General features: G+C 38.0%; 26 protein-coding genes. 23 read left to right on the forward strand and 3 right to left on the reverse strand.

Annotated features, from left to right (window positions below; translation table 11 throughout):
- Positions 1-167: 167 nt before the first annotated feature.
- The 10 genes from J5J05_RS11475 to J5J05_RS11520 all read left to right on the forward strand — a co-directional run bounded on the left by J5J05_RS11475 (position 168) and on the right by J5J05_RS11520 (position 9,524).
- The gene (locus J5J05_RS11475; RefSeq protein WP_208560808.1) at positions 168-584 is read left to right on the forward strand and encodes a pyridoxamine 5'-phosphate oxidase family protein; all 417 of its coding nucleotides are present in this window, start codon (positions 168-170) and stop codon (positions 582-584) included.
- Positions 585-744: 160 nt separating this feature from the next.
- Entirely contained in the window at positions 745-1,278 is a 534-nt protein-coding gene (locus J5J05_RS11480) for a GrpB family protein (RefSeq protein ID WP_208560809.1), read from the forward strand.
- A gap of 91 nt (positions 1,279-1,369) precedes the next feature.
- Complete coding sequence (locus J5J05_RS11485) at positions 1,370-2,122, forward strand: WecB/TagA/CpsF family glycosyltransferase (protein WP_208560810.1); 753 nt, start codon at positions 1,370-1,372, stop codon at positions 2,120-2,122.
- Positions 2,112-3,218, forward strand: coding sequence for a glycosyltransferase family 4 protein (locus J5J05_RS11490; RefSeq protein ID WP_208560811.1), 1,107 nt, complete (start codon positions 2,112-2,114; stop codon positions 3,216-3,218). Before J5J05_RS11485 ends, J5J05_RS11490 begins: the two co-directional genes overlap by 11 nt.
- 129 nt (positions 3,219-3,347) lie before the next feature.
- A complete protein-coding gene (locus J5J05_RS11495; protein ID WP_208560812.1) occupies positions 3,348-4,823 on the forward strand; it encodes a nicotinate phosphoribosyltransferase in 1,476 nt (491 codons plus the stop codon).
- A 45-nt stretch (positions 4,824-4,868) separates the two neighbouring features.
- Entirely contained in the window at positions 4,869-5,696 is an 828-nt protein-coding gene (nadE, locus tag J5J05_RS11500; RefSeq protein ID WP_208560829.1) for an ammonia-dependent NAD(+) synthetase, read from the forward strand.
- Positions 5,697-5,842: 146 nt separating this feature from the next.
- Positions 5,843-6,982, forward strand: a complete 1,140-nt coding sequence (gene nagA / locus J5J05_RS11505; RefSeq protein ID WP_208560813.1) for an N-acetylglucosamine-6-phosphate deacetylase — start codon at positions 5,843-5,845, stop codon at positions 6,980-6,982.
- A 19-nt stretch (positions 6,983-7,001) separates the two neighbouring features.
- Positions 7,002-7,700 (forward strand): glucosamine-6-phosphate deaminase, encoded by a 699-nt coding sequence (locus J5J05_RS11510; protein WP_208560830.1) that lies wholly within the window; start codon positions 7,002-7,004, stop codon positions 7,698-7,700.
- Positions 7,701-7,756: 56 nt separating this feature from the next.
- Positions 7,757-8,482 (forward strand): GntR family transcriptional regulator, encoded by a 726-nt coding sequence (locus J5J05_RS11515; protein WP_208560831.1) that lies wholly within the window; start codon positions 7,757-7,759, stop codon positions 8,480-8,482.
- Positions 8,483-8,696: 214 nt separating this feature from the next.
- Positions 8,697-9,524, forward strand: coding sequence for an SGNH/GDSL hydrolase family protein (locus J5J05_RS11520; RefSeq protein WP_208560814.1), 828 nt, complete (start codon positions 8,697-8,699; stop codon positions 9,522-9,524).
- 44 nt (positions 9,525-9,568) lie between these two features.
- On the opposite strand, the gene J5J05_RS11525 is transcribed toward J5J05_RS11520, so the two are convergent.
- Positions 9,569-10,672, reverse strand: coding sequence for an LCP family protein (locus J5J05_RS11525; protein WP_208560815.1), 1,104 nt, complete (start codon positions 10,670-10,672; stop codon positions 9,569-9,571).
- 177 nt (positions 10,673-10,849) lie between these two features.
- Here J5J05_RS11525 and J5J05_RS11530 point away from each other — a divergent pair, with 177 nt between their 5' ends.
- The gene (locus J5J05_RS11530; RefSeq protein ID WP_208560832.1) at positions 10,850-11,941 is read left to right on the forward strand and encodes a glycosyltransferase family 4 protein; all 1,092 of its coding nucleotides are present in this window, start codon (positions 10,850-10,852) and stop codon (positions 11,939-11,941) included.
- A 24-nt stretch (positions 11,942-11,965) separates the two neighbouring features.
- On the opposite strand, the gene J5J05_RS11535 is transcribed toward J5J05_RS11530, so the two are convergent.
- Entirely contained in the window at positions 11,966-13,069 is a 1,104-nt protein-coding gene (locus tag J5J05_RS11535) for an LCP family protein (RefSeq protein WP_244244734.1), read from the reverse strand.
- Positions 13,070-13,242: 173 nt separating this feature from the next.
- Positions 13,243-13,878, reverse strand: a complete 636-nt coding sequence (locus J5J05_RS11540; RefSeq protein ID WP_208560816.1) for a YigZ family protein — start codon at positions 13,876-13,878, stop codon at positions 13,243-13,245.
- 165 nt (positions 13,879-14,043) lie between these two features.
- On the opposite strand from J5J05_RS11540, the gene J5J05_RS11545 reads away from it, so the two are divergent.
- The 12 genes from J5J05_RS11545 to J5J05_RS11600 all read left to right on the forward strand — a co-directional run bounded on the left by J5J05_RS11545 (position 14,044) and on the right by J5J05_RS11600 (position 26,556).
- A complete protein-coding gene (locus J5J05_RS11545; protein ID WP_208560817.1) occupies positions 14,044-14,895 on the forward strand; it encodes a DegV family protein in 852 nt (283 codons plus the stop codon).
- A 113-nt stretch (positions 14,896-15,008) separates the two neighbouring features.
- Positions 15,009-16,364: an ATP-dependent helicase ComFA gene (locus J5J05_RS11550; protein WP_208560818.1), complete on the forward strand. Its 1,356-nt coding sequence runs from the start codon at positions 15,009-15,011 to the stop codon at positions 16,362-16,364.
- Positions 16,357-17,049, forward strand: coding sequence for a ComF family protein (locus tag J5J05_RS11555; protein WP_208560819.1), 693 nt, complete (start codon positions 16,357-16,359; stop codon positions 17,047-17,049). The genes J5J05_RS11550 and J5J05_RS11555 overlap by 8 nt, the downstream gene beginning before the upstream one ends.
- A 162-nt stretch (positions 17,050-17,211) precedes the next feature.
- A complete protein-coding gene (hpf, locus tag J5J05_RS11560; RefSeq protein WP_208560820.1) occupies positions 17,212-17,787 on the forward strand; it encodes a ribosome hibernation-promoting factor, HPF/YfiA family in 576 nt (191 codons plus the stop codon).
- A gap of 255 nt (positions 17,788-18,042) precedes the next feature.
- Positions 18,043-20,502 (forward strand): preprotein translocase subunit SecA, encoded by a 2,460-nt coding sequence (gene secA, locus J5J05_RS11565; RefSeq protein WP_208560821.1) that lies wholly within the window; start codon positions 18,043-18,045, stop codon positions 20,500-20,502.
- Positions 20,503-20,640: 138 nt separating this feature from the next.
- Positions 20,641-21,751, forward strand: a protein-coding gene (gene prfB, locus J5J05_RS11570) for a peptide chain release factor 2 (protein ID WP_208560822.1) whose coding sequence is annotated in 2 segments (ribosomal slippage) — positions 20,641-20,712 and positions 20,714-21,751 — 1,110 coding nt in all. Because the reading frame shifts where the segments join, the coding sequence is not laid out codon by codon here.
- A gap of 437 nt (positions 21,752-22,188) precedes the next feature.
- Entirely contained in the window at positions 22,189-22,875 is a 687-nt protein-coding gene (gene ftsE / locus J5J05_RS11575; protein ID WP_208560823.1) for a cell division ATP-binding protein FtsE, read from the forward strand.
- On the forward strand, positions 22,865-23,752 hold the full coding sequence (gene ftsX / locus J5J05_RS11580; RefSeq protein ID WP_208560824.1) for a permease-like cell division protein FtsX: 888 nt from the start codon (positions 22,865-22,867) through the stop codon (positions 23,750-23,752). The genes ftsE and ftsX overlap by 11 nt, the downstream gene beginning before the upstream one ends.
- A gap of 81 nt (positions 23,753-23,833) precedes the next feature.
- Entirely contained in the window at positions 23,834-25,072 is a 1,239-nt protein-coding gene (locus J5J05_RS11585) for a C40 family peptidase (RefSeq protein WP_208560825.1), read from the forward strand.
- Between the two features lie 89 nt (positions 25,073-25,161).
- Positions 25,162-25,464: a helix-turn-helix domain-containing protein gene (locus J5J05_RS11590; protein WP_208560826.1), complete on the forward strand. Its 303-nt coding sequence runs from the start codon at positions 25,162-25,164 to the stop codon at positions 25,462-25,464.
- A gap of 58 nt (positions 25,465-25,522) precedes the next feature.
- Complete coding sequence (locus J5J05_RS11595) at positions 25,523-25,726, forward strand: hypothetical protein (RefSeq protein ID WP_208560827.1); 204 nt, start codon at positions 25,523-25,525, stop codon at positions 25,724-25,726.
- A complete protein-coding gene (locus J5J05_RS11600) occupies positions 25,690-26,556 on the forward strand; it encodes an IS3 family transposase (protein WP_208560828.1) in 867 nt (288 codons plus the stop codon). Before J5J05_RS11595 ends, J5J05_RS11600 begins: the two co-directional genes overlap by 37 nt.
- Positions 26,557-26,587 lie beyond the last annotated feature (31 nt).

Here is a 26,587-nt window from a genome sequence, read left to right on the forward strand (position 1 = left end):
TTACGCAAGGTATTGAACCGCCGTGTACGGAACCGTACGCACGGTGGTGTGAGAGGACGGTAAATCAACTAATGATTTACCTCCTACTCGATTTTCAAAAGCAGATTCTTTGCTTGAGGCGCTTGTTTCTGTCATAGTATAAATAACTTCTAAAGGAGATGGATAATATGGCTGATTCAAAAGAAAAAGCACTGAAAATCATGGACAAGAATGATATTGGGATTATGGCAACTGTATCTGATAATAAACCCGTTGCCCGTTATATGTCATTCCACAGTGAAGATTTGACGCTTTATACCGTTACAGATAAGCGAACAGAAAAAGTTGAAGACATCGAAAAAAATCCAAATGTATTCGTACTCTTAGGACACGAAGAAGGTATCTTTAATAAAGACTACGTTGAAATTGAAGGCGTTGTTTCTACAACTGAAAACCAAGCGATCATTGAAAAATCATGGAATGATTACATGGATGATCAGTATGAAAGTAAAGAAGACCCTAATATTCTTGTTCTAAAAATCGAACCGAAAAAAGTTACCGTGAAAAATAAAAAAGGTAATGAATCTGAAGAAGTATCTATCTAACTCATTTAAATTTTTATAGTAGAAAGCAGAAGGGCTTATCAACTCTTCTGCTTTTTTTGACTTCTGCTTAAAAGTGAAGTGTTACAGTATAATGAAATTAGTTTGTTACGACTTAATATTTATGATCACATTCTTTATACTAGTGAAAAGGAGTATTCATATGATATTGGGGATGAGGAAACAGGAAATCCAACTAGCTGAATATGATCCATGTTGGGCTGAAGTATTTGATCAGACAAAAAAAGAGATCGTTAAAGAAACCAATTTAAATCAGTATCAAATTGAGCATATTGGTAGTACAGCAATAAAAGGCATACCAGCGAAACCAATCATAGATATTTTGATAGGAATAAACAGCTTAAGAAATGGTTCAGAAGCGGTGATCAATCAATTGAAAAAAGCTGATTTTTTGAAACTGAAAGTTGAACGACCTGACGAGATCGTTTTGGCTAGGTTTACCGATGATACATACGAAGTGAAAACACATTTTATCCATCTTGTAGAACTGAATGCAAAGAAGTGGAAAGAGCTGATTTTTTTCCGAGACTATCTTAATGAACACCGCAGTGATAGAGAGCGATATGCACAACTGAAGCAACAAATTTTAAGAGAACAAACGATAACTATCGAATCGTATACTGACAAAAAAATAGATTTTATTGAAGACATACTGAATAAACAAAAAAATAGATAAAATAACGATGATTTGAAGTAAGGATGACTGTACGGTAAGGCAGAATTGTATTACAATAAAAGTAATAGACATTATGGAACGGATGAATGGAATGGACAATAAAAAGATTTCAATATTAGGCATTCCTTTTGATAATTTAACGCGAGTAGAATTTCTAACCCAGCTTCTCATGAGAATGGAAAATCAGCAAAAAACCTTTTTGGTTACAGCTAATCCGGAAATTGTCATGTATGCAAAAGAGGATAGAGCATACTTCGATTTATTATTAAAAGCAGATTATATTGCACCCGATGGCATAGGGGTTGTCAGAGCAGCAAAGAAGCTCGGTACACCTATTAAAGAAAGAGTTCCAGGTTTTGAGTTGATGCTCGGTTTGTTAGAGTTATCGAGTATGCACAAAAAGCGTGTATACTTTATCGGTGCACAAGAAGAAGTGATTTCTAAGGCAGTTGAAAATGCCAGTAAAATCTGGCCTGATTTGGAAATCGTAGGCTATCACCATGGCTATTTCGATCATTCAGATCCTGAGATGATTGAACGCGTTCGTAAATTGGAACCTGATTTGATTTTAGTTGCGTTTGGATTTCCGAGACAAGAAAATTGGATTCATCAATACCTGAAGCAAGCTGATCGAGGCATTGCGATTGGCGTTGGCGGTAGCTTTGATGTGCTGTCTGGCAAAGCAAAACGCGCACCGAAAGTCGTTCAGAAACTGCATGTGGAATGGTTATATCGATTGATTAAGCAACCGTCCAGATATAAACGCATGCTTGCGCTACCAGCATTTATGAAAGAAATCAATAAACAACAAGCGCAAAAGCGAGTAACAAAGCATGAAGAATAAGCAAATGACCGTTTTACACGTGAATGCCGGTAATGAATTTGGTGGCGGGCTGTTTCATATCCTATCACTATTTCAAGGTATAGATAAAATCAATATGGAACTACTCGTATTTGAAGAAGGTCCTGTTGCAAAAAGCGCGCGGGAAAAGAATATATCCGTAACCGTTCTGTCTCAACAATCAAGATATGACTTATCGATTTTAAAAAAGCTTGAAATCTTTATTCGCGATAAAAGATTTGATATTGTGCACTCTCATGGGCCTAGAGCAAATCTTCTTGTCGGGCTGATCAGTAAGCGATTAAGCGCAAAGTGGGTCACTACGATTCATAGTGATCCGCTACTCGATTTCAAAGGTAGAGGGCTTAAAGGAAAAGTTTTTGAATGGGTGAATTTAAAATCATTGAAAAGACCCGATCACCTGATTGCTGTTTCATCTGAAATCAAACAGCGATTGATTGATCAAAAAATCGATCAGCGACGAATCACAGTCGTTCATAATGGACGAGCTTTTTTTGAACATAGCCTTGAAGAAGTCGTTAAAATAGATCATAGCGTTTTTCATATGATAACGGTTGGTCGACTGGAATGGGTCAAAGGCCACCGTTATTTAATTGAATCCTTAGCATCGTTGTCCTTCGACGACTGGAAGTTAACTGTTTGCGGAAGCGGGGAAGAAGCAGCTGACCTTCAGTCGATGGTTCGAAAACAAGGACATGAATCGAAAATAGACTTTTTAGGGTGGGTCGATGCGGAGGCGGTCAGCAAGCAAATCGCTTCTTCAGATATCCTGATCAATCCATCTTTAAGTGAAAGTTTTCCTTTAGTTGCTCTGGAAGCAGGAGAAAAGAAAAGACCGATCATCGCTACGGATGTTGGGGATGTTGATCAGCTATTACCAACAAGCGATATGGGTTGGCTAATTCCAGCGGCAGATGCGAAATCTTTGACTAGTGCGATTGAAGAAGCACACGAGGTATGGAAAGAAGGCACGCTCTCTGATAAAGGGAGACGTTTCTATAAATGGAGCAAACAGTTTACAATAGAAAAGCAAGGGATTGAAACCCTAGAAGTCTATAAAAAATGTCTGCATCAATAAACGGTTTAACACGCTCGATTCGAAAATGATAAACCATCTGTTCGTCTGCGTACACATTGAAAGAAACCTATAGCAGAATATGCTATACTAGCTAACATATTGTAAGGAACAACTAGGAGGAACCACACCATGAATCAAACCTATGCGGACGATAGCGTGGCGTTACATACAGACTTGTATGAAATCAATATGATTTTGACGCACTGGAAAAAAGGAAATGACCAAAAGCGCGCTGTATTTGAAGTGTATTATCGAAATAATCCCTTTGGGATGGGCTATACAATTTTTACAGGTTTGGAAAGAATCGTAAATTATATAGAGACCTTGAAGTTTACAGCGTCTGATATCGATTATTTGAGAGAAATTGAACATTACCCTGAAGAATTTCTGCAATTTTTAAAAGACTGGCGGTTCAAAGGTACGCTTAGATCTTTTAAAGAAGGAGAAGTTGCTTTTGCGGACGAACCACTGATCCAAGTTGAAGGATCTATTATTGATTGCCAACTAATTGAAACAGCGTTGCTGAATATCGTTAATTTTCAAACGTTGATTGCGACGAAAGCGGCACAAATTAAAAGTGCAGCGGGAGATGATCCCGTGCTGGAATTTGGCGCAAGGCGTGCGCAGGAAATGGATGCTGCAATTTGGGGTGCTAGAGCAACCTATATTGCCGGAGTAGATTCAACAAGTAATACAAGAGCAGCCAAGATTTTTGGGATTCCTGCTTCTGGAACCCATGCACATGCATTGGTTCAAGCTTATCGAGATGAATATCAAGCCTTCAAAGCTTATGCAGAAACCCATAAAGACTGCGTTTTTTTGGTAGATACATTCAATACGCTTGATTCAGGTGTGCCGAATGCAATAAAAGTTGCCAAAGAAATGGGCGATGCAATCAATTTCCTAGGCGTTAGATTAGATTCAGGAGATTTATCTTATCTTTCAAAACGGGTTCGCCAGCAATTGGATGAAGCCGGCTTTAAAGATGCTAAGATTTTTGTTTCTAATGATCTTGATGCGGAAACGATCTTAAACTTGAAAATGCAAGGCGCAAAAATCGATGTTTGGGGCGTTGGAACAAAGATGATTACGGCTTTTGATCAGCCTGCATTAGGTGCGGTCTATAAAATTGTTTCCGTCGAAGGTAATGATGGCGATATGCATCATACGCTGAAATTGACAGGAAATGCAGCGAAGATTACAACACCTGGTAAAAAACAGGTTTGGAGAATCCGTTCCAACCAGAACCAAAAACCAGAGGGCGATTATATCACCCTTGTTGAAGAACAGCCTAACGACCAAGAAGAATTATTTATGTTTCATCCACAATATAACTACATCAATAAAACGTTGACTGAATTTACAGCAAGACCGCTGCTTCAGGATATCATTGTAGATGGAAAACGCGTTTACGATCTGCCATCACTTGAAGCGGTTCGCTCATACGCTGTTGAAAGTTTGTCAGAACAGTATGAGGAAAATAAACGATTATTGAATCCAGAACCATATCCAGTAGACTTGTCGCAGAAGTTGTTTGATGCAAAAGTAGAAACAATTAAACAATTCAAAAGTATGCCAACAGATAAATCTAAATCAGTATTTTAATGTTCAAGGCTAAATGTTAAAAAAGATGGGGGATAATACAAGATGATGTCAGCATTAAGAAAACAAATCATTGAAGAAATGGCCGTATCACCAGAAATCGATGCAAATGAAGAAATTCGCAAGAGTGTTACACTTATGAAAGACTACCTAAAAAAACAGGGGTTTCTTAAATCGCTTGTTTTAGGGATATCAGGTGGACAAGATTCTTCTTTACTGGGGAGATTGGCTCAAATAGCAGTGGAAGAGTTGCGTGAAGAATCTGGTAATGACGCGTATACCTTTATCGCTATGCGCTTACCTTACGGAGAACAAGCAGACGAAGAGGATGCAATGGCTGCGATCGATTGGATGAAGCCGGATAAAGTCGTCAGAGTAGACATCAAACCAACAGTTGATGCTTCAGTTGCTTCATTGAAAAATGGCGGTGTGGAAATAACAGATTTTAACCGCGGGAATGTGAAAGCTCGTGAAAGAATGGTCGTGCAATATGCCGTAGCGGCCCACCACGATGGTGCTGTCCTCGGTACAGATCACTCAGCAGAGAGTGTCACAGGCTTTTTCACTAAATATGGAGATGGCGGAACAGATTTAAATCCTTTGTTTAGATTAAATAAAGGCCAAGGTAAAGCTTTACTTAAAGCATTAGGTGCACCAGAAAAGCTCTATCTTAAAGCGCCGACTGCAGATTTGGAAAGTAATAGACCCGGTCTAGCTGATGAAGATGCACTGGGCGTCACTTATGATGAAATAGATCGTTATCTCGCAGGCCAAGATGTATCTGAGCAAGCAGCTGAAAAAATTGAAGAATGGTATCTTAAAACCCAGCATAAACGTCATTTACCTGTAACGGTATTTGATGATTTCTGGAAATAAGCATTGAAAAGGTCTTAGACAACTGTCTGAGGCTTTTTTATTTACAGTGAAATAGTTTGTTTAAATGGTAAGCTAATCAAACAGTTGACATTTTGGTATATACCAATTACAATGAGTCTGAATGATACACAAGGAGGAAAATTTTTATGACGACAGTATATAAAAACGCTCAAATCTATACAGGAGAAAGCTTTATCGAAAACGGATATGTGAGATTTACAAATGAGATAGTGGGTCTAGGAAAAATGGATGCCTATCAAGAACAGGATCAAGATGAAGTAGTCGATATGAACGGTCAAATACTTGTACCTGGATTTATTGATGTTCACAGCCATGGTGGTTACGGTGTCGATAATATGGATGGTTCTGCCGAAGAAATTAGTGAGATGACTAAAAAAATGCTCTCCGAAGGCATTACGAGCTACTTTCCGACAACGATGACACAATCTGACAAAAAAATTGAAGCAGCGATGGCACAAATTGAAAAAGCTGCGGAGATGAATCCCATGATTCAAGGCATTCATTTAGAAGGTCCTTTTCTATCTGTAGCACACAAGGGCGCACAACCTGAGAAATTTATTGAAGTCGCGGATAAAGAAAAGATTGAAAAATGGAATGATATTAGTGGTGGCAGAATTAAACTGGTCACGTATGCGCCAGAAACTGGGGACGTGTCTTCCTTCGAAGCTTATTGTGAAGAAAATGATATCGTTCTTTCAGTGGGTCATTCAGATGCTAAGTATCAGGCATTAAAAGAATCAGGTGCAACACACGTTACGCATTTATTTAACGGCCAAAGGGGACTTCATCATCGAGAAATCGGTGTTAGCGGTTTTGGTTTACTTGAAGAAGGTGTCACAGTTGAGATGATTGTGGACGGCTTTCATATTGCGCCAGAAATGGTCAAGTTAGCTTACAAAGCAAAAGGAGCAGAAGGCATCGAATTGATTACAGATGCTATGCGCGCAAAAAATGCACCAGAAGGTGAAAGTGAACTTGGTGGACAAAAAGTAGTTGTTAAAGACAAGCAAGCCCGCCTAGAAGATGGGACGCTAGCAGGAAGTGTCTTGACGTATATCGATGCGTTCAGGAATATGATCAAGTTCTCAGGATGTTCAATTGAAGAAGCCGTTAAAATGAGCTCATCGAATCAAGCCGAAGAATTCAAGTTAGACCGTAAAGGTTCACTAATGCTAAGCAAGGATGCAGATATAGTAGTCTTGACAGAAGACTTGGCACTTGTTCAAACGATTTTAGGAGGAGAGATACACGATGTCAGTAAATAGTAAGCAAGTTAAACATGGTTTGAACCTCATGATTGTGAAAGATAAAGCGCAAGGTGGAAAAGAAGCCTTTAATCTTATTAAAGAAGCTATTGATTCTGGTGCTAAAGTATTAGGATTAGCAACAGGCAGTACACCTGAAACCTTATATAAAGAGATGCGTGAAAGTGAGCTTGACTTTAGTGATATGATTTCAATCAATCTTGATGAATATGTGGGACTTTCAGCCGATCATCCACAAAGTTATCATACGTTCATGAAAAAAAACCTGGTTTCAGCTAAACCATTTAAAAAAACTTTCATACCCGACGGATTAGGGGATGAAGAAGCAGAAATAAAAAGGTACAATAAGATTATAGAAGAATACCCTATCGACTTGCAGATTTTAGGGATTGGGACAAATGCCCATATTGGATTTAATGAACCAGGCACATCATTCTTGCAAGAAACACATGTGGAAGAATTAACGAGTGCAACGATCGAGGCAAATAAACGCTACTTCGAATCTGAAAAAGAAGTACCGAAATATGCTTTTTCAATGGGCATCAAATCAATCGTGTCCGCGAAACAGATTATCTTGATGGCTTACGGTGAAGAAAAAGCGGAAGCCGTTAATCAGATGATCAATGGATCGATTACAGAACAAGTGCCAGCAAGTATTTTGCAGACACATGATAATGTAACGGTCATTATTGACGAGGCAGCTGCAAGTAAACTGTAAGGGATTCTAACGCATTCGACTGAATTAAACGTATAGTGGATGTGATGTTAGAGAGGATGAACCGTGTGCCTAAAAAGACACCAGTCTATATTCAGATGCATAATCAAATGAGAGAATGGATCAATACCCGTGAATGGGAAGAAGGAAGAAAGATACCTTCTGAGAGAGACCTCGCCCTTCAATTCGATGTTAGCAGAATGACCGCTCGCCAAGCTGTCAATACACTAGTCGATGAAGGGTTGCTCGAAAGACGTAGGGGCGCAGGAACGTTCGTCGCATTAGAAAAAGTTAGAGAAAGAATGAGCGGCGTCCCCAGTTTTACAGAAACGGTAGAAAGACAGGGAAAGCAGCCAGCTAGCAAACTAGTGGCCTTTCATACGAAACCCGCAAGTATTAGTGAAGCAGAGAAGCTGATGATCAAGCACAACGAAGAAGTGCTGATCATGGAGCGGATCCGTACAGCTGATGGCATTCCAATCTGTTATGAAGTTGCGACTATTCCGTTTAAATTTGTATCGGATTTAAGTAAAACGCAAATTACGAAGCAACTATTTAAGACGCTTGAGATGGAAAAAGGTCTGCGAGTTGAGCGTTCTGAGCAGACGATTTCTGCTACTTGGGCATCAGAATCTATTGCAGAAATGCTTGGGATTAAGAGAGGTTCTTCAGTACTAAGATTGAGACAAGTTAGTTATAGTCAAGATGGCACACCGTTTGAATATGTACGCTCTCAATATGTAGGCGACCGCTATGAATTTTTCCTTGAGGCAACCAAGAAATAAGCTGAAATCAAATAGAAGGCCTGGAATATAGTTTCCAGACCTTTTTTTGTATAAAGAACTGAGTGTAAAAGTGTGAGTAGTTGTGCCGAAAATTTTACGAACAACGAAAAGAAATGAAGCGAACGAAGAAAAAATACAGACAAGATTATCAGAATTCGGTAAAATAAGTGAAAGTATCGAACGAAAAAGTATATAAAGAATGGAAGTGAGTAAAGTGAATGAACAAGAAAAATCAGCTCATCAATACTACTTAGTCGGATTTTTTGCTATCATGATTTTTTTCAGTGTATTATATTGGGGACTGAATCGACAGCAAGAATCTATTTCTCAGGAACTTACGAGCGACCATTCAACAGTATATGCGCAGGATTCGGAAACGTTTGTTGATAGAGTAAGGTATCTATCAAATAGAGATGGTGTTGTCGATATTGCTGTATTAGGAAGTAGTGTCACGAGAGGCGTCGGTTCAACAATTTCACAACCTGTCTGGGGTAAACTTATGGAACAAGAACTGAATCGGTTAAAGGGTATCAGAGCAACAGTCTGGAATCAGGGCTTCAATGGATTCAGTACGACAGATTTGATGGTTCAAGGAAAGATACAAGAAACGATTGAATTGAATCCTGATATCGTTATATTTGAATTAAGCTTGATCAACAATAATCGCTTTCCACAAAATGATTTAGCGCAAACAAAAGAAGAATTGATCGCAACAATGAATCGATTTAGAGAAGCATTGCCTGAAACGCTCGTTATTTTGACATCAGCTAATCCTACTATATATAACGATGTCTATCTTGACGATGGTGTATTGACTTATGAACAGTATAACGAAGAAATCGGCGCATTCGTCCGAAATCAAGCATGGCCATTTATCGATATTTATACCTTGATGAAAGATGAAATAGCAGAAACAGATCTTGAAGTAGAAGATTATTTGTATGATGCTGTTCATCCAAATGGCGATGGATATGCATTGTGGTACAGTTTACTAGAAGATAAATTCAATCAACCACTTTCTGTATTATCCAGTCCAGAATAAAAGACGCCTGAACGATATACTCAATATATCGTTCAGGCGTCTTTTTAAAATCCATTTGTATCTTCTGTAGTATCCTCTTCTAAGGGATCAGTAAAGGTCTGATCATTTTGGTTGTTTGAAGGGATGTCTTTTATCTGATCATCCAGCCCGACATCAGATTCGTCAGAAGTTTCATCTAATTCAAGATGTTGGCGGAATGTTTGTTGCAGCTCTTGAATAGATTCTTCATAAGGTAACCAAACATACAGATCTAAATCGTAAGCAGGGAAGTAAACGGAATCAGCTTCTCCTTGCAATTCTAGCGCTTCTACATCATTTGCAGCTTCTGCATAATTGTTTGCAATTGTCCAAATTTGCATACCAGAAAGGTTCGTTTGGAAATTAGGACTGATGGCCTCCATGATTGGTGAGAAGTTTACGAAAGAGTTGACTGACAATAGCTCTTTAGATAATGCTTGAATAACTTCTCGCTGTCTTTCTTGTCGACCCCAGTCACCTCTAGGATCCTGTTTCCGCATTCTGGCATAACCAAGTGCATGTTCACCATCAAGTTTTTGTAAGCCTTCCTCAATTTCGATTGCATTTGATTTTTCAGTACTATCTTGAACAGTAAAAGATAACTGAGAGTCGACAGTTACGCCACCTACAGCATCTACAAGGTCGACTAGACCCTTGAAGTTCAATGTCGCATAATAAGAAATTGGAATGTCCAAGTATTCTTCTACGTAATCGATTGTACCTGAGATACCATAAAAGGTATAAAGCGCATTGATTTTTTCAGAGCGTGTTGAGTCAGGTAAGTCAATCATTGTGTCTCTAGGAATTGAGAGCATTTTAACTGATTCTTCGTCAGGGTTTATCGTGGCTACGATAATGGTGTCAGATCGACTAGTACCATCAGCGTCATCTAAACCCAAAAGGAGTACAGAAAAGGGACGGCGATTTTTTAGTAGAATATCTTGTTCTGATGTGTCTTGTAATTCAGCGGGGGTACCTTCTGATACATCATTTAAAACTTGAACAATCTTGCTTCCATAATAGCCTACACCTGAACCGAATACGAAAACAATGAAAATCAGTACAGTGAAAAAAATTCTTTTGAACCATTTATTTCTTCTTTGTTTTTGGACATGTTTTTGTGAACGCATGACTGCCTCAATTCTTTATATTTTATTTTAAGATAACGAGTACATATTTTTAGTTCAGTTCAATATTACTATTCTATAGTTTAATTCACTTGATTCAGAAATGCAATTGTGTTTTCGATTCTCTCAATGCTATAATGAAAGAAAGTCTACCAGAAATGAGATATGTTTATGTATGATATGTACCTAGTGTTGCTTGTGACAATAGCTACAACGCTTGTTAGTTTAGCTTTGACAGCTATTTATAAGAAGGTAGCCGTTAAATTAAATTTAGTTGATGTCCCAGAAGCGAGAAGAGTGCATGATAAAATCATGCCGACAATGGGTGGAATCACGATTTTTATTGCCTATTACTTTTCATTGTTCTTTCTGTTGCCCATTCCCCATTATATTGTATTTCCTATCTTTTTAGGCTCATTGGTTATTTTATTGACGGGTATGATCGATGATATGAAAAATCTTAGTCCTTTGCTCAAAGTTTTAGGTATATTGATTGGTGCGCTGATCGTTTTCTATTTAGGTGATATCTCCTTGGAGACGATGACGTTACCATTCATTGGGACATTGAAATTTGGTTCCTGGAGTTTGCCTTTTACGCTGATATGGATATTAGGATTTACCAATGCGGTGAATTTGATAGATGGTTTGGACGGATTGGCTAGCGGCGTGTCGATCATTGCGCTAACAACCATGGGGATTATTGGTTTTTTCTTCTTAACGATCCAAGAAGTGTCGATATCCATCATGATTTTTGTATTGATTGGTGCGATTGCAGGTTTTTGGCCATATAATTTTCAACCAGCAAGTATCTTTTTAGGCGATACAGGTGCCTTATTTATCGGATTTATGATTGGCGTATTTTCTTTACAAGGGTTAAAAAATGCTACACTGATTTCATTGATTTTACCTGTTGTGATTTTGGGTATCCCCATTACTGATACACTGTTTGCCATGATTAGGCGAAAAATGAATCGTCAGTCTATCTCTGTCGCTGATAAAAACCACATTCATCATCGCTTGATGTCTCTAGGTTTATCTCATAGACAAACAGTATTAGCGATTTACAGTGTATCTGCTATTTTCTCTATCATTGCATTGTTGTATAATTTTTCTACTTTTTGGGGTTCAGCTTTATTGACGGTGTTTGTCGTCATTGGTGTAGAACTATTTGTAGAAATTATTGGACTAGTAGGTGCCGATAGAAGACCATTACTTAAGTCCTTAAGAGATTTCGGCAATCGTTTGAACAAAAAGAAACCAGACAATCACTGATTGTCTGGTTTCTTTTCTATTTTTCTATTGAGAATCGGACGTTTTTGGACTAATGGTATTAGACTCTTTATCTGAATTGATTGTGTTAGAAGTTGTTTCATCATTTGTTTCTTCAGTCAGAGACTGTGTACTCGTTTGATTTTTATCTAATGAGTTTTTTAGATCCATCTGAATATTCGAGAAGCTAGTCGGATCAATCTTCACTAAATCCATTCCTCGCTCGGTAAAGCTAGACCATTCGAATACGTGCGATTCAATAGTAAATTCTTTATCTAATCCTGTTTGCGCTAATGCCGTCATATCGTTCATTCTCATATTAGTTCGCATGTTTGCACCAACAGTTTCAACGATACTCGTGTACTTAGGGATCGAACCTAAATTAAGAGCTTTTTTCATAATTGCCTGAATGACCAATTGCTGACGATGCCCACGCTCAACATCGTTATCGATTTTACGGGTACGAGCAAGTGCTAAAGCTTCTTCACCGTTTAATGTTTGGAAGCCTTCTTCTAACCGGATCGTGCCCAGCTTACCAGATGAATCTTGTTCAGAAAATGTGATGGGAACATCCATATCAATGCCATCTAAAGCATCAATGATTTCAAGAAAAGCGTCAAAGTTAAATGTAGCATAATAATGGATGGGAACATCTAACCAGTTTTCAACAGTTTCGATCATCGTACTTTCTTCGCCGACAGCGTATGCAGCGTTGATTCTATCATTTCTTACGAATTGATTGTTTTTAATGATCGGAAGATAGGTATCTCTTGGAATGGAGACCATGTTCATTTCGCGAGTAATCGGATTGACTGTAGCGTAAATAATGGAGTCTGCTCGAGCTGATCCAAGTGAACGGGTATCTGCATCATCGTTGTCCACGCCCATGATCAAAAAAGAAACAGGCTCTTCAATGGGGTCGACTGATTCTACAGGTGTTGCGCGATCAATTTCGTGATAGGAAGATTCGATAGCATTTTCAGTAGTCGCATAAAATTTAGCAAGATAAGCCATAGTGATAAGCACAATTGTAAAAAGGGGGATGAGAATGGCTAGAATGACAATCTGGCTCTTTTTTTTACTTTTAGTTGATCGTCTTGCATGTGCACGACTAGATTTATTTTTAGACAAGTTAAGTACTCCTTTATTAGGACCAGAAATTTTAGGTATGGACACAGTAATCTAAGGTACATTATTCTATTTCCAGTGTATAGTGTCAAGTCTCTGCTGATAAAAAATGACATCTTTATAAATAGTGTACAGAAATAGTCACAAAGAATGACAAAAGAGCTGATTTCTAACCTTTAAGTCGTTACGTCAATTTCAACCCAAGCTTTTTTACCGTATACATGTTCGCCTTGTGCACTTGTCCATTCAACCGTATCTTCTAAAAAAGTGTCGATCTGATCTATTGCGATAACACATTCAAAAGATACCTTATCTGTATAATGAATGTCTTCTAAGCGATAAATGGATTGTCTTAGCTGATTTTCTAGTTTACCGCTTTGAGGATAAGCAACGGTGACGGTAATGTATTGGTGTAGCAAACGCTCCACGATACCGATTGTTGAGAGTGCTTCATTGACTACACCACCATATGCACGAATCAATCCACCAGCGCCAAGTTTAGTTCCACCAAAATATCTCGTTACAACGGCTGTTACATTATTGAGTTCACGCTTTTTTAAAATTTCTAGCATGGGTACTCCTGCTGTACCGCTAGGTTCGCCATCGTCATGAGCTCGTTGGATATCCTGCCTTTCGCCCATAATATAGGCTGAGCAGTTATGGTTAGCTTTCCAGTGTGCCTTTTTTATTTCTTCTATAAATGTGGTGGCTTCATCTTCAGTTTCTGTTCTTTTTAAATGACAAATAAATCTTGATTTTTTTATATCGATTTCATGCGAACCGTTCTTTTTGATTGTACGAAAATTCTGCATGTTATTTTCAACCTTTCATTTTTTTATCCAATTAGTGTATAATGAAAAAGGTGTATTTACAAGACGATTTATTAAGCGAAGTAAGATACTAATCACATAAAGAACGATTATCTATTTTGTTAGGAATAATAGTCTGGATCGGAACTAAGGAGATGAGGTGGAAGAATGAAGATAGCCATAGTAACAGATAGTACAGCGTATCTCTCTCATGAACAATATGACTCGCATAATATCTATTCAGTACCATTATCCTGTATCGTTCAAAATGAAGTTTTTAAGGAAGAACGAGATATTACGTCGGAAGCATTTTTTTTGAAAGTAAGAGAAATGGATAAGCTACCGACTAGTTCGCAACCGACAGTTGGAGATTTTATTGCACTTTATGAGGAACTCGGAAAAACATATGACGCCATTATAAGTATTCATTTATCTAGTAAGATTTCGGGAACGTATCAAAATGCAGTAAGTGTCTCGCAGTCGTTGGAGCATGTAGAGATTTATCCGTATGATTCTGAACTTGCTGCTGCTGGTCAAGCATTCCAAGTATTGGAAGCCGCTAGACTAGCAAAAGAAGGTAACAGTGTCGAAATGATTCTAGAACAACTCGACAAAATCAAAAAAGAGACAGAGTTATATTTCGTTGTCGATGATTTAACAAATCTCGTAAAAGGTGGACGTCTATCTAGAGCAGCAGGAAGTGTAGCAACCTTACTGAGTATTAAACCTGTATTGACTTTTGTAGATGGTTTCATTGTGCCTTACGATAGAATTCGTACGAAAAAAAAGGCATTAAGAAGAATCGAAAATTTACTGGAACAGTCAGTCAATACATCTGATCATCCAATTCAAGCAACAGTCGTGCATGCATTTAGTGAAAATGAAGCACAAGCCTTTAAAGAAAAATTAGAAATCGACTTTCCGATGGTTGATTTTAGCTTGAGTTTTTTAGGCCCCGTTGTCGGTGTGCATACAGGCGAAGGTGCAATTGGCCTTACATGGACAATAAAAATGAAATAGGAGTCGTTAAATCCAGTGCATTTATGCGCTGGATTTTTTTCGTCAATTTTTTATCATCAAGATAGTTATGTCATTAAGTAGGTGTCAAGGGGTGATTAGGAACGGAGTGGAAAATGAGTGAAGAACTAATTGGAAGAGAAGTGATGTTTTCAGAATGCAAGAACGTAAAAGCTGACGAACTGAAAAAAGACGATATTTATAAAAGTACAGGTTTTTATCAGGAAAAAGGGGTGGAACGATGTAGGCGGTGCAACACTGCGATTGTAGAGATTGAGCACAATGAATGTACTTGTGGGCAGCCATGTACATACTGTACCAATTGTCTTCAAATGGGGAAAGTGAGCAGATGTACAACTTTTTATCACATTTCCGAAAAAAATGATTTTCAAAAAAGTATACGTCCTCATTTGAAATGGGAAGGTACTTTATCAGATCAGCAAAAGCAAGCATCAGAAGATATTCTTCGCTCCATTAAAAACAACGAACATTGTCTACTCTGGGCAGTCGCTGGAGCAGGAAAAACAGAGATGCTTTTTCCTGGAATCGAGCATGCGCTAAAGGAAAAAAAACGAGTAGGCATTGCTTCACCTAGGGTGGACGTTTGTCTAGAACTAGCACCGAGGATTCAGCAAGCTTTTCCTTCAATTTCAGTAAGCGTACTCTATGGTGCATCCGAAGAAGCATACAGATATACACAAATTGTTGTGGCTACGACACACCAGCTTTACCGCTTTAAAGAAGCATTTGATTTGCTAGTTATTGATGAGATCGATGCTTTCCCATTTAGATTAGATAAAAGTTTACATTTTGCAGTGGAGAAAGCGAGAAAAAAAGGCTCATCGCTTATCTTTTTAACGGCGACACCTGACCGAGCTGACCAAAAAAAAATCCAGCAAGGAAAAATCAATGCTTGTATTCTTCCGGCTAGGTATCATGGGTATCCGCTGCCTGTACCTAGGATGGTCAGAGAACGCAATTGGAAGAAATCCTTATTGAAGCGGGTTGAGGTAACCAAAGTGTATGGTGAAATGAAAAAACGATTGGAACAAAAAAGGCGGTTTATGGTTTTTTTGCCTAATATCAATTGGATGACAAGATTTTCACAAGTACTAGCAAACAGATTTCCCACAAAGCGATTTGAATCTGTCCATTCTCAAGATGATCAGCGTAAAGAAAAAGTACAGATGATGCGGGAAAAAAAACTAGATTTTATATTGACTACAACAATCTTGGAAAGAGGTGTGACGTTTGAAGCAATAGACGTCTTTGTGGTTGGAGCAGATGATCGAACCTTTACAGAGTCTGCACTCGTACAAATTGCCGGTCGCGTCGGTCGATCACCCAAGTACCCAACGGGAGATGTATTCTATTTTCATGACGGCTCAACAAAACCAATCAAAAGAGCCATTAAACAAATCAAAACAATGAATAAAATGGCTAACCAAAGGGGATTATTGAAAAATGACTAATTGTTTGTGGTGTAACCAAGCAGTTATCAATCCAATCAGCCTTCTGGATATACTTGCATTCAAACCGATTAAAGAAAAACCAGTATGTGGAAATTGCTATGTTAACTTTGAGCAGATCATGACAGGTGAATCTTGTCCGGTCTGTTCAAGAAGCCAAGTGACTCAAGAAGTCTGTGCAGATTGTAGGAGATGGAAAGAAATATATCCTGACATGCATTGGCGCCATCATGCGCTATTCAAATACAACGCATTTGCAAAAGAATGGATGGAAAAATATAAGTTTACGGGAGATATTCGAATTGCTGCTATGGTCTCGAATGATCTATCAAAAAAAATAAGCTCTCTAAAAAAAGTTGATTTCATAGTGCCGATACCAATATCTAAAAAAAGTTATGCACAAAGAGGATTCAATCAAGTAGCGATACTATTAAAAAAGGCAAATATCTCATCAGTTGCTACACTTGAAAATCTAACAGTGAGTGAGCAACAATCAAAAAAGAACCGAGCAGAGCGCTTAAAAGGGAGGCAACCTTTTCGGTTAACAATAGAAAAAAAGCGATTGAGGAATAAAAGTGTGCTGATTGTAGATGATGTCTACACAACTGGTCGTACGATTTTATTTGCAGCAGAATGTTTAGCAGAAGCAGGTGTAAAGGATATACAGACGTTATCTTTATTTAGGTAAAAAGAAAAGCGCGAAATAATAGTGAAGCATTGAGAAAGTAACCGCTATCATGTATAATGAATTTAAGATAACAAACAGGTTTCAATGGTTTGTTAGAGAGTTATGAAGCAATTTGTGCTAAAATAACTCAAAGTAAAAAAAGATTTGGAAGGGTGAAGGAATATGCTAAGATACAATGTTCGCGGAGAAAACATAGAAGTGACCCAAGCAATTAGGGAGTATGTTGAGAAAAAGGTAGGTAAAATCGAGAAATATTTCAAAGATGTGCCAGAAGCAAATGCGCACGTAAATTTGAAAACCTACTCTGATAAAACTGCGAAAGTAGAAGTAACCGTACCACTTCCATATATCGTTTTGCGTGCGGAAGAAACTTCTCCAGATCTTTACGGTAGTGTGGATCTTGTCGTAAGTAAACTAGAAAGACAAATGAGAAAATATAAAACTAAAATCAATCGTAAGAATCGTAGATCTCAAGGCGTGGATGCACCACAACCGACTGATCCAGATTTATGGGCAGACCTTGATGTTGACGAAGAAGAGTCAACAGAAGAAGAAATCGGTGCAGCAATCGTTAGAACAAAACGCTTGAGCTTGAAACCGATGAATGCTGAAGAAGCAATTCTTCAAATGGACATGCTTGGACACAACTTCTTTATCTTTGAAGATGCAGATACTAACGGATCAAGCATCGTTTACAAACGTAAAGATGGAAAATATGGCCTAATCGAAACAGACTAAAATCAATAATGAAGACGGGCAGTTCGCTGCCTGTCTTTTTTTCGTTGGTTTTGTTGGTTTTATGGTAGAAAAAGAAAAAATCAATACTTTGAGCGATCTTCAATTCCAAATCTGCAGACCTCTTGAAACCAAGATAACCGGGCTTTTTTTTGATATCCAATAATGGTATGATAGTATAGTATGAAAATCGGTAATAATAGCTTTTGATAGATAACGTATAAAAGAGATTAAACGATTAAAGAGGAGATTTGTAGAATGGCTCAATTACTTAAAAATATATTCGATAATGACAAGAAGGAACTACGTCGTTATGGTAAAATTGCTGACCAGATTGAAAATATGGAGAGCGAGATCGCAGCGCTATCTGATGAAGCGCTAAAAGCACGTACTCAAGAATTCCAGTCTCGTTACAAAAATGGAGAAACATTAGACGACTTACTACCAGAAGCGTTCGCAACGATTCGCGAAGCGGCTAAACGCGTTTTAGGCTTGTTCCCTTTCCGTGTTCAGTTAATGGGTGGGATTGCACTCCACGAAGGTAATATTTCAGAAATGAAAACTGGTGAAGGTAAAACACTGACAGCTACTATGCCGGTGTTCTTAAACGCGATTTCTGGAGAAGGTGTCCATGTTGTTACAGTTAATGATTATCTCGCAACACGTGATGCTGAAGAAATGGGTGAACTTTATCGTTGGATGGGTCTAACAGTTGGATTGAATTTAAATGGTAGAAACTCAGAAGAAAAACGAGAAGCTTATTTATGCGACATCACGTATTCTACTAATAATGAGCTTGGCTTCGATTATTTGAGAGATAATATGGTCGTTTATAAAGAACAAATGGTTCAACGTCCACTTAATTTTGCCATACTAGATGAGGTTGATTCGATTTTGGTCGATGAAGCGAGAACGCCATTGATCATCTCGGGACAAGCAAACCGTTCAACTTCTTTTTACACACGCTGTGACTTCTTTGTTAAAGGATTAAAAGAGGAAGAAGATTTCACCATTGACTTACAGTCTAAGTCAATTTCCTTAACAGAAGAAGGCATTGAAAAAGCTGAAAAGACATTCCGTGTTAAAAATTTATACGATTTAGAAAATCAGACATTGATCCACCACTTAGATCAAGCGCTTAGAGCAAACTTCATTATGCTATTAGATATCGACTATGTGGTCGATAATGGCGAAGTGAAAATTGTTGACCAATTTACAGGACGTATTATGGATGGACGTCGTTACTCTGACGGCCTTCACCAAGCAATCGAAGCAAAAGAAAGTGTTGAGATTCAAAAAGAATCGAAAACGATGGCGACGATTACGTTCCAAAACTACTTCCGTATGTACAAAAAACTATCAGGTATGACAGGTACAGCAAAAACCGAAGAAGAAGAGTTCCGTGAAATCTATAACATGAATGTTATTGCGATTCCGACGAACCGTGAATTGATTCGTGATGATCGTGATGATTTATTATACCCAACACTTGAAAGTAAGTTTAATGCTGTTGCGCAAGACATCAAGGAGCGTCACGAAAAAGGACAACCCATTCTTGTGGGTACTGTAGCCGTTGAGACGTCTGAAAGAATCAGTCGTTTATTGACAAAAGAAGGCGTACCGCACGAAGTTCTAAACGCAAAAAATCACTTTAGAGAAGCTGAAATTGTTGTAAATGCGGGACAGCCAGGTGCTGTTACTATCGCAACCAATATGGCGGGACGTGGTACGGATATCAAACTTGGACCCGGTGTTAAAGAAATGGGTGGTTTGGCTGTTATTGGTACAGAACGTCACGAATCTAGACGTATTGATAATCAGTTGCGAGGCCGTGCGGGTCGTCAAGGAGATCCAGGGGTATCACAATTTTATCTATCACTTGAAGATGATTTGATGAAACGTTTTGGTTCTGAACGTATTCGAATGGTTTTAGAACAACTGAAAATTTCAGAAGATGATGCGGTTATCCAAAGTCGTATGATCAGTCGTCAAGTTGAATCTGCTCAAAAACGTGTCGAAGGAAATAACTACGATACACGTAGAAATGTTTTGAAATACGATGATGTCATGCGTGAACAACGTGAAGTTATTTATACGCAAAGACAAGAAGTCATTTTAGAAAGCGATTCTTTGAACTATGTAACAGCACCAATGATTCGTCGTTCGATAGAGCGATACGTAGGGCTGAATACACAACAAGAAGACCGTACTAAATGGAATCTTTCTCATATTGTTGAATTTGCACATACTGTGCTCGTACATCCAGAAGAACTATCAGAGGATGATTTAAAAGGTAAATCAGCTCAAGAAATCGAAACGATGCTAAATGATTTAGCGCGTAAAAATTATGAAGAAAAAACAGCTCAATTAAATGGTAAAGAACAAGTTCTTGAATTTGAAAAAGTGGTTATTCTACGAGTAGTAGACCGTAAATGGACTGACCATATTGACCAAATGGATCAGTTGCGTCAAGGTATTGGCTTACGCTCTTATGGACAATTTAATCCGTTAACGGAATACCAACAAGAAGGATTTACGTTATTCCAAGATATGATCGGTGAAATCGATTATGAAGTAACCCGTCTATTAATGAAATCTCAAATCCGTCAAAACTTGCAGCGTGAACAGACGACTGCTAATGGAAAATCCGCTGATCGCGGTAAAGCAAAAGAACCAGTATTCTCTCACGATGAAGAAACACATACGAGACTAGGCTAGGACTAGGGCGTATTTAATAGATTTTACCCTCTTACAAATATAATGAGTCTTTAGTGAAGTTAAACAGTGCATAGACACTGCCTTCAGACTCATTTTTGGAAGAGGGATTTTTCTACCCATACTCTAGGAGGCTATACCATGGAAATTAGTGATATTAGAAATGCCATACAAGCAGCAAGTCAGAAAGTAACAGACTTCAGGGGGTCTCTTTGACTTAGAGACAATGGAAGTCGATATTGCAGAATACGATGAACAAATGTCGGATCCATCATTCTGGAATAATCAACAAGAAGCACAGAAAGTGATCGATGAAGCAAACGTTGTTAAAAATACCTATAATGCTTTTCGCTCTATGGAGAGTCAAGTTGAAGAGTACACGATGATGATGGAAATGCTCGAAGAAGAAAGTGACGCGGATATTCGTGCTGAATTAGAGGAAGGCGTTCTATCGCTTCAAAAAGATATTCAGCAATTTGAACTGGAAATGCTATTAAGTGAACCGTATGATAATAACAATGCAATCTTAGAAATCCATCCAGGAGCAGGTGGAACGGAGTCCCAAGATTGGGGCGAAATGCTGTACAGAATGTACACAAGATGGATAGACAAGAGAAATTTTGCATATGAGATTCTTGATTACCAAGACGGAGAAGAAGCTGGCATTAAAAGTGTCACTATATTAGTTAAGGGGCTGCATGCTTATGGGTTACTTAAAGCAGAAAAAGGGGTTCATCGTTTAGTACGAATCTCACCATTTGATTCAAGTGGTCGTCGTCACACTTCTTTTGTATCAATAGAAGTGTCACCTGAAATTGACGATGATATTGATATTGAAATCAATCCAGATGACATTCGAGTCGATACTTACCGAGCAAGTGGTGCAGGTGGTCAGCATATCAACAAAACGGAGTCTGCTGTTCGACTAACACACAAAGAAACGGGTATCGTTGCTGCAAGTCAAGCAGGTCGTTCTCAGCTTGCAAATAAAGATCAAGCGATGAAAATGTTGAAAGCTAAGCTTTACCAAAAACAATTAGATGAAAAAGCTCAAGAAATGGCAGAGATAAGAGGCGAACAGAAGGAAATCGGTTGGGGATCTCAAATTCGATCTTATGTATTCCACCCTTACTCTATGGTGAAAGATCACAGAACGAACGAGGAAACCGGGAATATTACAGCTGTAATGGATGGAGACCTTGATCGTTTCATAGAAGCGTATTTAAGATCGCTTATTCAAACGAAAGATTAAGAGATAAAGAGTGAAATGACAGGCATTCCTGTTGTTTCACTCTTTTCTTTTTTTAAAATGGTTTAAGATAGGTAAATGTCAAATTTTAGACATATTTTCACAAGCCGATATTTAACACAACTGTAACATTCGGAATATCGAATAAACCCATATTTAAGCTTTTATTTAGTTATTTGTGGAGGGTTTATTTCGTTTTTTTAGATAAAAGTCGTGATAAGTGGTAAATGTGTGCTTTTAAACTCGGAAAAGAACCTTTGCTCAGAGAAAAAGCTCGAATTTGTGATTTTTTGAAATATGTTTGTAATTGGATTAAAACAGACATTTATTCAACCAATGCTATACTAATGAAGGCTTGAGAAATCTTGAAGAAATCGAGAAACTCAATATGCCTACCGGGTATAGAGATAGTTAAAACCAAATAGATAGGTGAGTATATAATGATTGAAATGTCTAATGTTTACAAGAAATACTCTAATGGCATTACAGCTATAAATGGGTTAGACGTTCGTATTGAGCAAGGAGAATTTGTTTATGTAGTTGGTCCCAGTGGGGCAGGTAAATCTACTTTTATAAAAATGATTTACAGAGAAGAAACACCATCAAAGGGTACGGTTAAAGTAGGCGACTTTGATTTAGGATCGATGAAACCGAAGTTTGTACCACAATTAAGAAGAAACGTCGGTGTCGTGTTTCAGGATTTTAAATTATTACCAAGATTAACAGTATATGAAAATGTGGCTTACGCCATGCAAGTTTTAGAAAAGAATCCTAAGCAAATTCAAAAACGTGTGCTAGAAGTTCTCGAACTTGTAGGATTGAAGCATAAAGTTAGAATGTTCCCGAATGAACTTTCAGGTGGGGAGCAACAAAGAATCGCGATTGCTAGAGCTATTGCCAATATGCCACGTGTATTGATTGCGGATGAGCCTACAGGGAACTTAGATCCGGAAACAGCTTGGGGCATTATGGAACTCCTTGAAGAAATCAATAGTCAAGGAACAACCGTTATTATGGCAACACACAATAGTGAAATCGTGAATCGCGTAAGACACAGGGTTTTAGCAGTTGAAAACGGACGTATTGCCCGAGACCAAGAGGAAGGGGAATACGGTTATGAAATTTAGAACGATTAAACGTCACATCGTAGAATCATTAAGAAGCATTGTTCGTAATGGTTGGATGACACTTGCAGCTGTTAGTGCAGTAGCGGTAACATTGTTACTCGTCGGAAGCTTTATTGCGATGTTAATGAATGTAAACAAAATCGTTTCTGATATAGAAAATGATGTTAGCATTCGTGTTCATATCGATTTGGCAGCTGAAGAAGCAGATAGAGAAAACCTCCGCGCGAGTTTAGAAGGATTAGATAACGTAGAATCTGTTGAATTTTCTAGTCGAGATAATGAGTTAAATAATGTGATCGGGAGTTACGGAGATGCTTTTGGACTTTTCGATGGTGATAATAACCCATTGTATGATGTATTCGTCGTGAACACGAAGTCGCCTGAACAAACTTCTGAAGTAGCTCAAGAAGCAGAAACACTTGATTATGTTGCAGATGTTAATTATGGCGGTTCTGATGCTGATCGATTATTTGAAGTTACAAGTACCGTTAGAAATGTCGGACTAATCGTAATTATCGCATTGATTTTCACAGCTGTATTCTTGATTTCTAATACTATTAGAATAACGATATTCTCTAGAAGAACAGAAATTGAAATTATGAAATTAGTGGGTGCTTCAAACTGGTTTATCAGATGGCCATTCTTAATTGAAGGAGCTATGATTGGATTGCTTGGATCATTGATACCAGTAGCAATTATCTCGTATGTATATTTACGTGGGTACGAGACACTGATGAACGCACTCCAAGGTACGTATTATGCACTACTTGAACCGAATCCTTTCTTAATCCTACTAGTTGCTTTGTTACTAGCAATTGGTGTTGGAATCGGAAGTTTAGGATCTGCCTTATCCATTAGAAAATTCTTGAAAGTTTAAGAGTGATTCAGGGAACGAGAAATCTTCTCGTTCCTGGCACTACATAGTAAAAAAAACCAAAAAAAGAAAGAGGAATTCAACTTGAATAAGAAATTAATTTTAAAATTATCATTAGCAACTACTTTAGGATTTACTTATCTTGCAGCACCTGCAACAACTGTTTTTGCAGCACCTGGAAGCGAATCAGAATTTAATCAAAAAATTGAGGACCTTTCTAAGAATCAAAGCGATGCTGAAAAAGAATTAGATGCGGTTGCTACAAAAATCTCTTCTCATGAAGAAGCGCTAGGTTCATTACAAAGTGAGATGGAAGAAACAAATTCGACGCTAACAGAATTGAAAGATGAAATCGAAAACTTAAATACGGTTATTGCAGATCGTGAAGTTAAGCTGGAAGAACAAGCGAGAGCTGTACAAGTAACGGGAGATTCTAAATCAATGTTAAACTTCTTGATGGAATCTGAATCATTAGGAGAGGTTATCGGAAGATTAGATGTTGTGAACACAATTGTTTCAGCAAATCAAAATCTTATCGAGCAACAAGTTAATGACAAAGAAGCTGTTGTAGAAAAAGAAAAAGAAACGTTAGCAAAACAAGAAGAACAAACATTAAGAGCTGCCAAAATGGAAAGTCAAAAAGCAGAGCTTGAAGAGGAACAAGCAAACCAAGAGCGTTTAGTCGCAACAATCGCAGCTGAAAAATCTGAAGTCAATGAAGACAAAGAAAAATTTTTAGCGGAACAAAAAGCAGCTGAAGAACAAATTAAAGAAATTCAAGAAGCTAGAGCAGCAGCAGCTGAAACAACTACGATTGCTGTAACAAATACCTCATCAGCAGCGAACGAATCTAATGAATCAAACCAAGAAGAAGCAGTTGTTAGCACTTCTTCAAGCGATTCTGACAATGCATCAGTATCGACACCTGAGCCTAAAGCAGTAACGAGTGCACCAGCACCTTCTACTAATGGCGGATCAATCACAAGCATTGCGCATGGTCTTAAAGGCGTACCTTATTCATTCGGTGGTGGGACACCAGCAGGATTCGACTGTTCAGGTTTTGTACAATACGTATTCCGTCAAGCAGGCCGTAGCATTACAAGAACAGCAGCTGGACAATACGGTGCAACCAAAAGAATCTCTCAATCACAAGCACAACCAGGCGATTTGATCTTCTTTAATCAAGGCGGTTCTATCGATCACGTAGGTATTTACCTCGGTGGCGGAACCTTTATCGGAGCGCAAACATCTACCGGTGTTGCTGTAGCATCATTCACTTCAGGCTACTGGTCTAACTATGTTGCTGGATTCGGACGTCTGTAAATCAACTAACAAAAAAGCTAATCTAAGACATCAATAGGTGCCGACCCCCAAAAGTTAGAGTAAACATTCTAACTTCTGGGGGTTTTTGTATGGCAAAATATAGCTATGAATTTAAAAATAAAATTGTAAAAGAATATTTAGATGGTCCTTTGGGCTATACCTTGTTAGCTAAAAAATATGGTATTCCTAGTATCTCGCCTATCAAAAAATGGGTTCACCGCTTCAAGCATTTAGGTAATGAGGGATTAAGAAGGAAAGAGTCAAAGGAGGTCTACTCTGTTCATTTTAAATTAGATGTAATACAATTTATGAAACGAACAGGTGCTTCTTATCAAGAAACAGCTCATTCCTTCGGAATCAGAGAAGATTCCATTATAGCGAACTGGAAATAGAGCTTTCAGTAAAGAGGGAATAGAAGGCCTGAAACCAAAAATTAAGGGGCGACCTTCTATGTCAAAACAACCTAAAAAACAGACAGAAAAAGATCTTCAAAAGATGTCTAGAGAAAGAGAATTAGAACGAGAAAATGAGCTTCTCCGATTGGAGAATGCCTACTTAAAAAAATTAGAAGCTTACGAGAAGAACCCGAATGCCTTTCTCGAAAAGCACAAGCAACAGTGGCATTCGAACTTAAAGAAGAAGGATACAAATTAAAAGATGTGCTTGTAGTGATAGGGATTCCTGAGGCTACCTACCACTATCATATGAAATATTTGAATAATAAGAATGATGATTTATCCTTAAAGGAACTTATTTCAAAGCTTTTTTACCAATTCAAAGAGCGATATGGATACAAAAGAATTACAAAAGAATTGAATAAATCTGGCATAACGATTAATCACAAAAAAGTTTATCGATTGATGAAAGAACTTAATCTGAAATGTATAAAATTCACACGCAAAACACGTAAATACAACTCGTACAAAGGAACAGTAGGCAAACTAGCAAGAAATCTTTTAAACCGACGGTTTTCTACACCATATCCTTTACAAAAATTGGTAACAGATATCACCGAATTGAAGTGTCTTAGAGACGAAAAACTCTATCTCAATCCTATTATGGATTTATATAACGGAGAAATCATTTCCTTTGGCATCAGTAAACGTCCTGTGTTAGATCTCGTTGTGCAACCTTTAGAAAAAGCGATTCAAGTGATTAAAAATAACGCTACCGTTCGAACGACCATCCACTCTGATCAAGGATGGCATTACCAGCATAAAAAGTGGAGAAATTGCCTGAAAAAAAATAAAGTATTTCAAAGTATGTCTCGTAAAGCAACTTGTTCTGATAACGCTGTGATAGAAAATTTTTTCGGCATTATGAAACAAGAAATGTATCACGGAGAATCTCTATTGACATATGAGGAACTTAAGAAAGAAATCGAGGATTATATCGAATGGTATAATACAGTTCGTGGAAAACAAAAATTGGCTGGTTTAAGTCCAGTTGAATACCGAACAAAAACCAGCCAAATGGCTGCATAATATTAAACTCTAACTTTTAGGGGTAAGCACC

The organism is Marinilactibacillus kalidii (assembly GCF_017599325.1).
In the GTDB taxonomy this organism is placed as follows: Bacteria; Bacillota; Bacilli; order Lactobacillales; family Carnobacteriaceae_A; genus Marinilactibacillus; species Marinilactibacillus kalidii.